We start from the raw sequence: 12,567 nt of genomic DNA, 5'->3' as shown, positions 1-12,567 counted from the left end.
GTATAACATGATCCATGGACGGTCCCCTCAGGTGATGCTTCGACAACCTCACCTTGGCACAAAGATGCCGATCGGGGGCCGTCCACCCCAACAGGGCCGCTGAGCGAGACCTTCTGGATTGCTTCGCTGCGCTCGCAATGACGGGTTGCGACCCAAAAGGCCTCAGCGCGCCTTCTGGTTGAACAGCATCGCGTGTTCCTCGGGCGTGCGCTGCTCCGGCGGCTTGCGCAGCTCCGAAGCGACGGCAAGGCCACGCTCCACGGCCGGGCGTGCCAGCATCGTCGCGATCCAGCGCTCGACATGCGGGAACTGCTTGATGTCCTGGCCCTGGCGCTCCCAGCCGCGCGCCCAACCGATGCAAGCCATATCGGCGATCGAATAGTCGCCGGCAATGTAGTCGCGGCCGGCGAGGCGCCTGTTCAGGACGCCGTAGAGGCGGTTCGCCTCATTGGTATAGCGCTCGATGGCATAGGGCACCTGCTCGGGCGCATAGAGCCGGAAATGATGGGTCTGGCCGAGCATCGGACCAAAGCCGCCCATCTGCCAAAACAGCCATTCATCGACCTCGACGCGGCCGCGCTCGTCGGCCGGATAGAACTTGCCGGTCTTGCGACCGAGATATTGCAGGATCGCTCCGGATTCGAAGACCGAGATCGGCTTGCCGTCCGGCCCCTCGGGATCGACGATCGCGGGCATGCGGTTGTTGGGCGAGATCGCCAGGAATTCCGGCTTGAACTGGTCGCCCTTGCCAATGTTCACGGGAATGACGGTGTAGGGCAGTCCGCACTCCTCGAGCATGATGGTGATCTTCCAGCCATTCGGCGTCGGCCAGTAATAGAGATCGATCGGCTTGGTCTGAACCTGTGCCATGCTGCGCTTCCCGTCGGTTGCTGGATGCGACAGATCTAGTCTCACCCGCACCGTCCTGGAAGCGCCGGAACCTGCGCCGTGAGCGGCCTCGCCATGTCGTGAGGTCGGGCGATCGGCGAGATCGGTGAAGGCGGTGGCGCCGACGTTCGAACAGCCGCAGCGCCTTGTCTTTGCAGCGCCCTCTCCAAAACAGGCCTCGGCCTTCTCAGCCGAGGCACTAGCGCGATTTCCGGTCCATTTGGATCGAAAACGGCGCTAGGTCATTGTTATAACGCGCGTTCTTCACGCGAACGGGTAGCCACTTCGCCCGGAAACGCCCTAGGCGCGTCGCGGCAAGCAGGTTATGGACGCACCATGGAGACCGTCCCGTCGCAAGAACTCTTCGCCCATGTCCGGATCGTCATGGGCATGGTCACCGGGCTCGGCGTGACCCGGCTGCTGACCGGCACGGCCGGCTTCATCCAGCATCCCGCCCGTCATCGCCTGTCGCTGATCCACCTGCTCTGGGTCGGTTCGATCCTGCTCGAACTGATCCTGTTCTGGTGGTGGGAATTCGCACTCTCGCGGATTCCCGTCTGGAATTTCGGCGTCTTCACCTTCCTCATCGGCTATGCCGCCGTCCTCTACATGCTGGCGGCCCTGCTCTTTCCCGACAACATCTCGGAATATGCGGGCCATGAGGATTTCTTCGTCAAAAGGCGCCGCTGGTTCTTCAGCCTGCTGGCGGCAACCTTTGTCCTCGACATAGCGGATACGCTGATCAAGGGTTCGGAGCGCTGGAGCCAACTGAGCAGCGCTTATCTGCTGCAGGTTCCCATCGGTCTCGCCCTATGCCTCCTAGGCTTCCTCGTCGCACGGCGATCCGTGCAGATCGCCGTGGCCGCTGTCCATCTCTCGATGCAGCTTCTCTGGATTCTGCAGGCCTTTTGAGACGGCACGGACCCGCCCGCTACGGCTCGATCACGAATTTAAAGCCTTCATGGCTCTGAGCGAAGCCGAGATTGACATAGAAGCGATGCGCATCGGTCCGAGCCTTGTCGGAGGTCAGCTCGACGAGGCCGATGCCCTGAGCCTTCGCAGTGTCGATCGCATGGCGCATCATCACGGCGCCGATGCCCTGCCCGCGGTACTCCGGCGCGACATGGACGCTCTCGATCTTGCCCCGCTTGCGGCCCCGCGCGACGAGACCTGGGATCAGGGTTAGCTGGTAGGTTCCAACGACGACGCCGCGCTCGGCGACGAAGAGCAGGTTGTGCGGGCTCTTCGCGATCTCGGCAAAGGCCTCTCGATAGGCGGGATGGCCGGCCTCGACCGCGATCTCGTGGGGCGTCTTCGCATCGCGTGCCGCGCCAAGCATGATGAGTTCGACGATTCGCGCGACGTCCTCGGGCTGAGCGCGGCGGATCTTGATCGTATCATTATTTATAGGGATCAACTGACGATTCCTCGTTTTTCTCGCCGTTGCCGAGCAGGGCAACGACGCAGAAGCAAGCCAAGAATGCATCGCTCGCAAGCCCGCATTCTTCGCCTATGGCTCGCTTTTCCAGGCTAACGCCTGAGTCTCGCTGATTTCCCTGCCGACATGCGTCACCTCATAGACCGCAGCATGAAGAGCCTCGGCGGAGAAATCTGTCTTCACGAGGATATAGACGTTGTCCACAGGCATGTTTGCAAAATTGTTCCTACAAACGCGGAGAACAACACAATCGTGGAGGCTCGCATGACCGTCCGAGAGAACGAATTTGCATGTAGTCGTGTAGTATTGTCCGGGGCTAAATTGTTGTAGAAAGCCGACGACCGGCCAGAAATTGAGCAGGAACGTCCGTTCACCGAAGGGTATTACGTCGTAGGTCCTCATTCGGCAAAGAGCCGCTTCGCCATCAGCAGCGTGTTCGGCGTGTCATCGCGTCCGTCGAAGCGGGCCTGGCGCTGCAGGAAAAAACCCATGCGCTCGTAAAAGGCGATGGCCGGCTCGTTCTGGCTCTCGACCTCCAAGCGCGCGACCGGGGCCTGCGGAAAACAGGCCAGCGTCACCTGCAGCAGCGTGCGGCCGACGCCGATGCCCTGATAGCTCGGCAGGACGTAGAGCCTCGTCAGCAGCGCGGCGCGGTCGCGCTCCAGCCGCGCCGAGGCGGTCGCGATGATCTCCTCGCCGACCAGGGCAACGAGAAACGCCACGTTCTCCCGACCGAGCTGGGCCGAGAGGTTCTCCAGCGAATGCCAGGCATTGGTGATCTCGGCGACGCGCTGCCAGCCATAGATGCCGTCATAGGTCGCATGCCAGGTCTCGACCAGCAGGCCGCGCACCGCCGGGAGGTCGGCGGGCAGCGCGTCGCGGATGATGAGACCGTCTGGCGTCACTCGATGCCCAGCTTGGCTTTCAGGATCTCGTTCAGGGCCTGCGGATTGGCCTTTCCGCCCGAAGCTTTCATCGCCTGACCGACGAACCAGCCCAGCATGGTCGGCTTCGCCTTGACCTGCTCGACCTTGTCGGGATTGGCGGCAATCAGCTCATCCACCGCCTTCTCGATCGCGCCGGTATCGGTGACCTGCTTCATGCCGCGGGCCTCGACGATCTGGCGCGGATCGCCACCTTCCGACCAGAGGATCTCGAACAGATCCTTGGCGATCCGACCCGAGATGACCCCCTCGCCGATCAGCTCGACCAGCCCGCCGAGCTGGGAAGCCGAGACCGGCGAGGAGCCGACATCCTGGCCCTCCTTGTTCAGCCGGCCGAAGAGCTCGTTGATCACCCAGTTCGCGGCGGCCTTGCCGTCGCGGCCTTTCGCCACGGCCTCGAAATAGTCGGCCTGCTCGCGCTCGGCGACCAGCACCGAGGCGTCATAGGGCGAGAGACCGTATTCCGCGATGAAGCGCGCCTTCTTGGCGTCCGGCAATTCGGGCAGAACGCTCTTGAGCTCCGCGACGAAGGCGTCGTCGAATTCGAGCGGCAGCAGGTCCGGGTCCGGGAAATAGCGGTAGTCATGCGCCTCTTCCTTGGAGCGCATCGAGCGCGTCTCACCCTTGCCGGGATCGTAGAGCCGCGTCTCCTGATCGATCGTACCGCCATCCTCGATGATGCCGATCTGGCGGCGCGCCTCGACCTCGACCGCCTGGCCAATGAAGCGGATCGAGTTGACGTTCTTGATCTCGCAGCGCGTGCCCAGCTCCGCGCCGGGCTTGCGGACCGAAACGTTCACGTCGGCGCGCAGATTGCCCTTCTCCATATCGCCGTCGCAGGTGCCGAGATAGCGCAGGATGGTACGCAGTTTGGTGACGTAGGCACGGGCCTCCTCGGCCGAGCGCAGATCCGGCTTCGAGACGATCTCCATCAGCGCCACGCCCGAACGATTGAGATCGACGAAGCTCATGGTCGGATGCTGGTCATGGATCGACTTGCCGGCGTCCTGTTCCAGGTGCAGCCGCTCGATGCCGACCGTGATCTGCTCGGTCGGCGACAGGTCGATGACGATCTCGCCCTCACCGACAATCGGGCTTTTGTACTGGCTGATCTGGTAACCCTGCGGCAGATCGGGATAGAAGTAGTTCTTGCGGTCGAAGACCGAACGGTTGTTGATCTGGGCGTTCAGGCCCAGGCCAGTGCGCACGGCCTGACGGATGCACTCGGCATTGATGACCGGCAGCATGCCCGGCATGGCGGCATCGACGAGGCTGACATGCTCGTTCGGCTCGGCGCCGAACGCCGTGGAGGCGCCGGAGAAGAGTTTCGCATTGGAGGTCACCTGTGCATGGATCTCCATGCCGATCACCACTTCCCAATCGCCGGTCGCTCCCTTGATCAGCTTCTTGGGGTCGGCGGGGCGAACATGCGCGTTCATCTTGGCTCTTTCGACTTGAAAATCTCGGCTACGGGTTACGATTTCGGCGCGCGGCCGGCAAGCGGCTGTTGCCCTCCTGTCACCACCTGGCCGCATTGTGGCGTATTTGCCCCTTGTTTGCCTTAGTGTCGAGTGAACGATCTTGACAATCGTCAGTCCGACCCCCTTCTTGCAGCAAAATCCGGAAACCTTCGCTGGTTGCGCCGGTCCTGCTATCCGGAGTCCGTCCATGACATATCGCCGCGCCACAGGTTTCGGACTCGTCTTCGCTTCCGCCGCGCTGACTTTTGCCGCCACCGCAGCCCTCGCCCAGGGTGCGCCGCCGGCGCCGCCCGTGCAGGTCTCGGCTCCGCTCGCCAAGCGCGTCACCAACTGGGACGAGTATACCGGCCGCTTCGAAGCAAGCGAACAGGTCGAAATTCGCGCCCGGGTCTCGGGCTTCCTGGATTCGCTGCATTTCCGTGACGGCGATCTCGTCAACAAGGGCGACCTGCTCTTCACCATCGATCCGCGCCCCTACCGGCTCGCAGTCGACGTCTCGCGCGCCGAAGTGGCGCGCGCCAAGGCGCAAGTCGAGCTGGCGCAGAACGAGGTCGAGCGCGCCGAGGGCCTGACTCAGAACCGGACCATCACGGCCCGCGACATCGACCAGCGCCGCGCCAATCTCAACAGCGCGATCGGCACCCTGCAGGGAGCCGAGGCCAACCTCAAGACGGCCGAGCTCAATCTGGAATGGACCCAGGTGCGCGCGCCCCTCTCGGGCCGCATCTCCAACCGGCGCGTCGACCCGGGCAACCTCGTCGCCGGCGGGCAATCGGGCGCGACTCTGCTGACCACGATCGTCGCCGTCGACCCGATCAACTTCGTCTTCGATACCTCCGAGGCCGATTATCTGCGCTATTCGCGGCTGGCTGGAAATCTGCGCAAGGTCGCCAGCCGCAACGAGGGCAGCCCGGCAGAGGTGCGCCTGGCGGATGAGCACGACTGGAAGCGCAGGGGCAAGATCGACTTTGTCGACAATGCCCTGAACGCCCGGTCCGGCACCATCCGCGCTCGCGCCGTGTTCGAGAACAAGGACCAGTTCCTGACGCCGGGCACGTTCGGGCGGCTGCGCCTCTTCTCCGGCGAGGCCGATGCCTTGCTCGTGCCCGACACCGTCATCGTCTCAGACCAGGCCAGCAAGATCGTCCTCACCGTCGGACCCGAGAACAAGGTCGTGCCCAAGCCCGTCGTGCTCGGCCAGATCACCGGTGGCCTGCGTGTCATCCGCGAAGGCCTCATCCCCACCGACCAGGTCATCATCGGCGGCCTCGCCAACCCGATGGTGCGTCCGGGCGGGACGGTGACGCCACAGCCCGGCGAGATCAAGCTGGCCGCCACGAACTGACCGTTCGCCACCCGATCTGAGCCACGGACGGCGCTTCGCCGTCCGCCCTGCCTTCCGGCCAGGAAACGCCCATGTTCCGTTTCGCGCATTTCTTCATCGACCGGCCGATCTTCGCGACCGTGCTGTCGATCCTTCTGACCATCGCGGGCGCAATCGCCCAACGCGGTCTGCCGATCGCCGAATATCCCGAAATCGCCCCGCCGACAGTCACGATCACGGCGACCTATCCCGGCGCCTCGGCCGAGGTCGTGGCCTCGACGGTCGCGGCCCCGATCGAGCAGGAGGTCAACGGCGTCGACGACATGCTCTACATCACGTCGCAATCGACCGGCGACGGGCGCGTCACGATCAGCGTCGTGTTCAAGGCCGGCACCGATGTCGACCAGGCCCAGGTGCTGGTGCAGAACCGCGTCTCCGCGGCCGAGCCGCGCCTGCCTCAGGATGTGCGCACGCTCGGCCTGCAGGTGCGCAAGGCCTCGCCGGACTTCCTGATGGTCATCCACATGCTGTCGCCCGACGGCACGCGCGACCAGCAATATGTCTCGAACTACACCACGCTCAACGTCAAGGACGTGCTGACCCGCGTCGATGGCGTCGGCGATGTGCAGGTCTTCGGCGCGCGCGATTACTCCATGCGGGTCTGGCTCGATCCGGCCAAGGTCGCATCGCGCAACCTGACCGCCGGCGATGTCGTCGCCGCGATCCGCGCCGCCAACATTCAGGTCGCGGCTGGCGCGATCAACCAGCCGCCGGCCAAGTCGGACGGCGCCTTCCAGCTGTCTGTCAATACGCTCGGACGTCTCACCAGCATCGAAGAGTTCTACGACATCGTCGTGCGCTCCGACGCCGATGGCGGCACGATCCGCGTCCGCGACATCGCCCGCGTCGAACTCGGTGCGCAGGACTACCTGTCGAACTCCTATCTCGACAACAAGGAAGCGGTCGCGATCGGTGTCTTCCAGCGCCCGGGCTCGAACGCGCTGGCGGCCTCCGAATCCCTCATCAAGACGATGCAGACGCTGTCAAAGGACTTCCCGGGCGGGCTCGAGTACAGGATCGTCTACAACCCGACGGAGTTCATCGGAGAATCCGTTTCCGCGGTCGTGCAGACGCTGCTCGAGGCGATCGTGCTCGTCGTCATCGTCGTGATCCTGTTCCTGCAGACCTGGCGCGCCGCGATCATCCCGATCATCGCGATCCCGGTTTCGCTGGTCGGCACCTTCCTGGTCATGAGCGCGGTCGGAATCTCGTTCAACACGATCTCGCTGCTCGCGCTCGTGCTGGCCATCGGCATCGTCGTCGACGATGCGATCGTCGTCGTCGAGAATGTCGAGCGTTATCTCGCGCAAGGAATGAGCGCCAAGGACGCGGCGCACAAGACCATGGACGAGGTCGGCGGCGCCCTGCTGGCGATCGCCCTCGTGCTGTGCGCCGTGTTCATCCCGACCGCCTTCATCACCGGCCTGCAAGGCACATTCTACCAGCAGTTCGCGGTGACCATCGCGGCCTCGACGATGATCTCGTGCTTCGTTTCGCTGACGCTGTCGCCGGCTCTGTCGGCGATCCTGCTGAAGCCGCACAGCCATGAGGAGCCGAAGGGCTTCGTCGCGGCGCTCGGCGCGCCGATCCGCTGGTTCTTCAAATATTTCAACAAGGGTTTCGACTGGCTCTCGCGCGGTTATGGCGCGGTGACTTCGCGTCTCATTCGCGTCAGCGTCGTGATGCTGCTGGTCTATGCCGCCTTGATCGCGGTCGCCGGCCAGCGCCTCGCTGCAATCCCGACAGGCCTGGTGCCGCAGCTCGACCGCGGCTACTTCATCGCCGTCTTCCAGCTCCCCGCAGGCTCCTCGCTGCCGCGAACGGACGCGGTCATCCGCAAGGCGACCGACATGCTGCTGTCGCGGCCTGGCGTCGCCCATGCGGTTGCGTTTGCCGGTCTTGATGGCGCGACCTTCACCCTGGCGCCCAATGCCGGCGTCGCCTTCGTCACCCTCTCGGACTTCAGGGAACGGGCCAAGGCCGGCCTAACGACCCAAGGCATCCTCAACGACCTGCGCACCCAGCTGTTCCAGATCAACGAGGCCTTCTCCCTGGTGATCGAGCCTCCGGCCGTTCCCGGCATCGGCAATGGCGGCGGTCTGAAGGGCTATGTCCAGGATCGTAGCGGGCGCGGCCTCGCCGCGCTGGAAGGCGCGACCTGGGCCGTGGCGGGAACTGCAGGGCACTCTCCGGGCATCCAGCAGCCCTTCACCCTGTTCTCGACCAAGACGCCGCAGATCTTTGCCGATATCGATCGGACCAAGGCTGAAATGCTCGGTGTACCCGTAACCCGCGTGTTCGAGACGCTCTCGATCTATATGGGCTCGGCCTATGTCAACGACTTCAATATCCTCGGCCGCACCTTCCGGGTGACGGCGCAGGCCGACAACCCCTATCGGCTCGACGTCCGCGACGTCGCCGCCCTGAAGACACGCAATGCCGATGGCGAGATGGTGCCGATCGGCTCGGTCGCGACCTTCTCGAACACGACCGGCGCCTATCGCGTGCCGCGCTACAACCTCTATCCGGCCGCCGAGGTTCAGCTTTCGATGGCGCGCGGTTACTCGACGGGCCAAGGCATTGCAGCCGTGGAAAAGATCGCGAGCCAGGTGCTGCCGAGCGGCTTCGGCTTCGAATGGACCGAGATCGCGCTGCAGGAGAAGCTCGCCGGCAACACCGCCATCATCGCCTTCGGCCTCGCCGTCGTCTTCGTCTTCCTGCTGCTGGCGGCGCTGTACGAGAGCTGGACCTTGCCGCTCGCGGTCATCCTGATCGTGCCGATGTGTATTCTCGCGGCCATGATCGGCGTCGGCTACAAGGGCTTTGACCGCAACGTGCTGGTCGATATCGGTCTCGTCGTGCTCGTCGGCCTCGCCGCGAAGAACGCGATCCTGATCGTCGAATTCGCCAAGCAGGCCGAAGACGAGGGCATGAGCCGGCGCGAGGCCGCCATCGCCGCGGCCAGGACCCGGCTGCGGCCGATCCTGATGACGTCGCTCGCCTTCATCCTCGGCGTGCTGCCCTTGACGATCTCGATCGGCGCCGGCGCGGAGATGCGCCAGGTGCTCGGCGTTGCGGTGTTCTCGGGGATGATCGGCGTGACCTTCTTCGGCCTGATCTTCACCCCGGCCTTCTACGTCATCGTGCGTTGGCTGGCGGAGCTCCGCGGCAAGAAGAAGGTGGTTGACGCGCCGCACGCCCCGCAGCCCACACACTGAGCCAGCTGAGATCGGAATCCGTCTCTCATCTCAGAATGAGAGCGGGATGCGAAAGGCGGGAGCCCACTTTTTCCCGTCCTGTTCCAACGAAAGAAGGGCCTTCCGTGCTTACGCGGAAGGCCCTTTTCATTTGACGGCGTTGGTTGTGCCGAATTTTTAGATCAGATCGGCGTCAGGCGCCCTTCCTCATAGGCAATTGTCCAGTCGATCAGCCGCCGCCACAGGGTCTCGGCCAGTTCCGGCGGAAGGCCCGCCTCCTGCGCCCTTTCCCTGACGGTCTCGACCACCTGCTCGACCCGTGCCGGTATGTTCGCCGGCAGGCCGTCGCCGTGCTTGACCACCAGCACGCGCTCGACGACGTCGAGCCGTCGGCGCAGCAGCGCGACGAGCTCGGCATCGATGGCATCGATCTCTCGCCTCAGCCCCGCGAGAGCGGGAACCTCGAGAAGATCGCGGTCTGCCATCAGCTCCACCAGCGCTCGCTCACGGGGAAACGTCCGGCCGCGTCCTCGATAACCTGTCCGAGCGAGAACAGCGTCTCCTCGTCGAAGGGCCGGCCGATCAACTGAAGGCCCAGCGGCAGCCCCTGGCTGTCCAACCCCGCCGGCACGGCGATGCCGGGCAGGCCAGCCATGTTCACCGTCACTGTGAAGATGTCGTTGAGATACATCTCGACCGGGTCGGCCGAGCCCTTCTCGCCGATGCCGAAAGCCGCCGACGGCGTCGCCGGCGTCAGCACCGCGTCGATGCCCGCCGCATAGGCCTGGTCGAAATCGCGCTTGATCAGGGTGCGGACCTTCTGGGCGCGCAGGTAATAGGCGTCGTAATAGCCAGCCGAAAGCACATAGGTGCCGATCATGATGCGACGCTTGACCTCGGCGCCGAAACCGGCCGAGCGGGTCTTCTCATACATCTCGACGATATCGCGGCCCTGCTCGCGCAGGCCGTAGCGGACGCCGTCATAGCGCGCGAGATTGGACGAAGCCTCGGCGGGGGCAACGATGTAATAGGCTGGCAAGGCATATTTCGTATGCGGCAGCGAGATTTCGACGATCTCGGCGCCAGCCGCCTTCAGCCAGTCGATTCCCTTCTGCCAGAGCGCGTCGATCTCGGAATTGAGCCCTTCGAGCCGATATTCCCGGGGAATGCCGATCTTCATGCCCTTCACGGAGCGGCCAGCGGCCTTCTCATAATCCGGCACGGCCATATCGACCGAGGTCGTGTCCTTGGGGTCGTGGCCGGCCATGGAGCGCAGCATCACGGCGCAGTCGCGCACCGTCTTGCCGATCGGCCCCGCCTGGTCGAGCGAGGAGGCGAAGGCGACGATGCCCCAGCGCGAGCAGCGGCCATAGGTCGGCTTGATGCCGACCGTACCGGTAAAGGCGGCGGGCTGGCGGATCGAACCGCCGGTGTCGGTCGCGGTTGCAGCCAGGCAGAGGTCGGCCGCGACGGCCGAAGCCGAGCCGCCCGACGAGCCGCCGGGAACGAGATGCGCGCCCTCGATCGCGCCCGTCGCCCCTGCCCCGACATTCGAGCCCTTGCGCCGCCAGGGATTGACCACGGGGCCGAAGGCCGAGGTCTCGTTCGACGAGCCCATGGCGAATTCGTCGTTGTTGAGCTTGCCGAGCATGACCGCACCGTCGCGCCAGAGCTGGCTCGATACCGTCGATTCATAGGCCGGTACGAAATTGCCGAGGATCTTCGAGCAGGCCGTGGTGCGCACGCCCTGGGTCGCGAACAGATCCTTGATGCCGAGCGGCAGGCCCTCAAGCGGGCCGCCCTCGCCTTTCGCAAGCTTCGCATCCGAGACGGCCGCCTGCTTCAGGGCGTGCTCGGGCGTCTCAAGCACATAGGCGTTGAGCGCGCGCGCCTTCTCGACCGAGGCGATATGGGCCTTGGTGATCTCGGTTGCGGAAAAGGTCTTCGCCTTCAGCCCGTCGCGGGCCTCGGTCAGGGTCAGGCGGGTGAGATCGGTCACGTGGGATATCCGTTCAGCAAACTTCAGGAGATCCCCGGGTTGCGCGCCGCGCCCCCGAGGATGATCGAATGAGCGGTCTCAGCCGCTCATTCGATCACCTTCGGCACCATGAAATAATTGTCTTCGGACGCTGGCGCGTTGGCGACGATCGTGTCGGCGATCTCGCCGTCATTCACGATGTCGGCTCGCAGCTTCATCGCCATCGGCGTCACCGAGGTCATCGGCTCGACGCCCGCGACATCGACTTCGTTCAACTGCTCGACGAAGCCGAGGATCGCGTTGAGCTCGCCTTGCAGCTTGGGCAGATCGGCTTCCGGAACGGCAATGCGTGCGAGATGCGCGACGCGCTTGACGGTGGCGAGGTCGACCGACATGGCGGGCTCCTGAAAAATGATTTGCCCGCGCTATAGCGCGCGGGCGTCGAACACGTAAGTCAGTAATGACTGACTGATCAAAGCGAAACCGCTTCGCCCTTCCTGGGCACCAGCGCCTGCACGTCGCTGCCCTTCAACCCCGCCACGAACGCATCGGCATTGGCGTCGATGATCGGGAAGGTTCCGTAATGGCAGGGAATCGCGAGTTTCGGCTTGACGAAGCGGGTCATGGCGAGCGCCGCGACCTTGCCGCCCATGGTGAAGCGGTCTCCGATCGGGCAGATGCAGGCTTCGACGCCGTGGATCTCGGCAAGCAGCGCCATGTCGGAGAAGATGTCGGTGTCGCCCATGTGCCAGAGCGTCTTCTCGCCCCTTGCCTTGAGGATCGCGCCATTGGCATTGCCGACGGGCACGTTGACGCCGCCTTCACCCATGCCGGCCGAATGATCGGCCCGCACCAGCGTTACGCTGAACGGGCCGAGATCGACGCTGCCGCCGGTATTCATCGGCTGGAAGTTCTTCAGCCCGTTCGAGGCCAGATGCATGGCGAGATCGTAGTTGGTGATGACCGTCGCGCCGGTCTTTTCGGCGATGGCGAGCGTGTCGCCAACGTGATCGCCATGGGCGTGGGTGACGACGATATGGCTCACGCCCCGCGAGATCGCCGCGATGTCGCCCTCGAAAGCCGGATTCCCGGTGAAGAAGGGATCGATCAGGATGACGGCGCCGTCGATTTCGGCGCGAAAGGCGGAATGGCCGTACCAGGTGAGTTTCATCGCTGTCTCCGGGCAAAGGGAATTTCGTTCGACTATCTAGGCCGGGAGGCTCTCGCCTCCAAGTCGACAATCCACCGGGCTGCGTG

11 protein-coding genes are annotated in these 12,567 nt (G+C 64.2%); 3 read left to right on the top strand and 8 right to left on the bottom strand.

The window, feature by feature from the left end:
* Positions 1–162: 162 nt before the first annotated feature.
* Complete coding sequence (locus tag CYD53_RS23420) at positions 163–870, bottom strand: glutathione S-transferase N-terminal domain-containing protein (protein WP_103720488.1); 708 nt, start codon at positions 868–870, stop codon at positions 163–165.
* Positions 871–1,224: 354 nt separating this feature from the next.
* On the opposite strand from CYD53_RS23420, the gene CYD53_RS23415 reads away from it, so the two are divergent.
* On the top strand, positions 1,225–1,800 hold the full coding sequence (locus CYD53_RS23415; RefSeq protein ID WP_103720487.1) for a hypothetical protein: 576 nt from the start codon (positions 1,225–1,227) through the stop codon (positions 1,798–1,800).
* A 19-nt stretch (positions 1,801–1,819) separates the two neighbouring features.
* Here CYD53_RS23415 and CYD53_RS23410 read toward each other — a convergent pair whose 3' ends face one another.
* From CYD53_RS23410 to gatB, 3 genes are all read right to left on the bottom strand, one after another.
* Complete coding sequence (locus tag CYD53_RS23410; RefSeq protein WP_245928392.1) at positions 1,820–2,305, bottom strand: GNAT family N-acetyltransferase; 486 nt, start codon at positions 2,303–2,305, stop codon at positions 1,820–1,822.
* A gap of 419 nt (positions 2,306–2,724) precedes the next feature.
* Positions 2,725–3,231 carry a GNAT family N-acetyltransferase gene (locus CYD53_RS23400; RefSeq protein ID WP_181011991.1) on the bottom strand — a complete coding sequence of 169 codons (507 nt, stop codon included), beginning with the start codon at positions 3,229–3,231 and terminating at the stop codon, positions 2,725–2,727.
* Positions 3,228–4,709: an Asp-tRNA(Asn)/Glu-tRNA(Gln) amidotransferase subunit GatB gene (gene gatB / locus CYD53_RS23395; RefSeq protein WP_103720483.1), complete on the bottom strand. Its 1,482-nt coding sequence runs from the start codon at positions 4,707–4,709 to the stop codon at positions 3,228–3,230. The genes CYD53_RS23400 and gatB overlap by 4 nt, the downstream gene beginning before the upstream one ends.
* Positions 4,710–4,938: 229 nt before the next feature.
* Here gatB and CYD53_RS23390 point away from each other — a divergent pair, with 229 nt between their 5' ends.
* Entirely contained in the window at positions 4,939–6,096 is a 1,158-nt protein-coding gene (locus tag CYD53_RS23390) for an efflux RND transporter periplasmic adaptor subunit (protein WP_103720482.1), read from the top strand.
* A 71-nt stretch (positions 6,097–6,167) separates the two neighbouring features.
* A complete protein-coding gene (locus CYD53_RS23385; protein ID WP_103720481.1) occupies positions 6,168–9,353 on the top strand; it encodes an efflux RND transporter permease subunit in 3,186 nt (1,061 codons plus the stop codon).
* A gap of 161 nt (positions 9,354–9,514) precedes the next feature.
* On the opposite strand, the gene CYD53_RS23380 is transcribed toward CYD53_RS23385, so the two are convergent.
* The 4 genes from CYD53_RS23380 to CYD53_RS23365 form a co-directional block, all read right to left on the bottom strand.
* Positions 9,515–9,817: a chorismate mutase gene (locus tag CYD53_RS23380; RefSeq protein ID WP_103720507.1), complete on the bottom strand. Its 303-nt coding sequence runs from the start codon at positions 9,815–9,817 to the stop codon at positions 9,515–9,517.
* Positions 9,817–11,331 carry an Asp-tRNA(Asn)/Glu-tRNA(Gln) amidotransferase subunit GatA gene (gatA, locus tag CYD53_RS23375; protein ID WP_103720480.1) on the bottom strand — a complete coding sequence of 505 codons (1,515 nt, stop codon included), beginning with the start codon at positions 11,329–11,331 and terminating at the stop codon, positions 9,817–9,819. Before gatA ends, CYD53_RS23380 begins: the two co-directional genes overlap by 1 nt.
* Positions 11,332–11,417: 86 nt before the next feature.
* Positions 11,418–11,705, bottom strand: coding sequence for an Asp-tRNA(Asn)/Glu-tRNA(Gln) amidotransferase subunit GatC (gene gatC, locus CYD53_RS23370; protein WP_069691306.1), 288 nt, complete (start codon positions 11,703–11,705; stop codon positions 11,418–11,420).
* A gap of 77 nt (positions 11,706–11,782) precedes the next feature.
* A complete protein-coding gene (locus tag CYD53_RS23365) occupies positions 11,783–12,481 on the bottom strand; it encodes a metal-dependent hydrolase (RefSeq protein ID WP_103720479.1) in 699 nt (232 codons plus the stop codon).
* Positions 12,482–12,567: the final 86 nt, after the last annotated feature.

Source organism: Allobosea psychrotolerans, assembly GCF_002917105.1.
GTDB lineage: Bacteria > Pseudomonadota > Alphaproteobacteria > Rhizobiales > Beijerinckiaceae > Allobosea > Allobosea psychrotolerans.
Note: the sequence above shows the minus strand (reverse complement) of the source record. Positions and strands in the feature narration are given on the sequence as shown.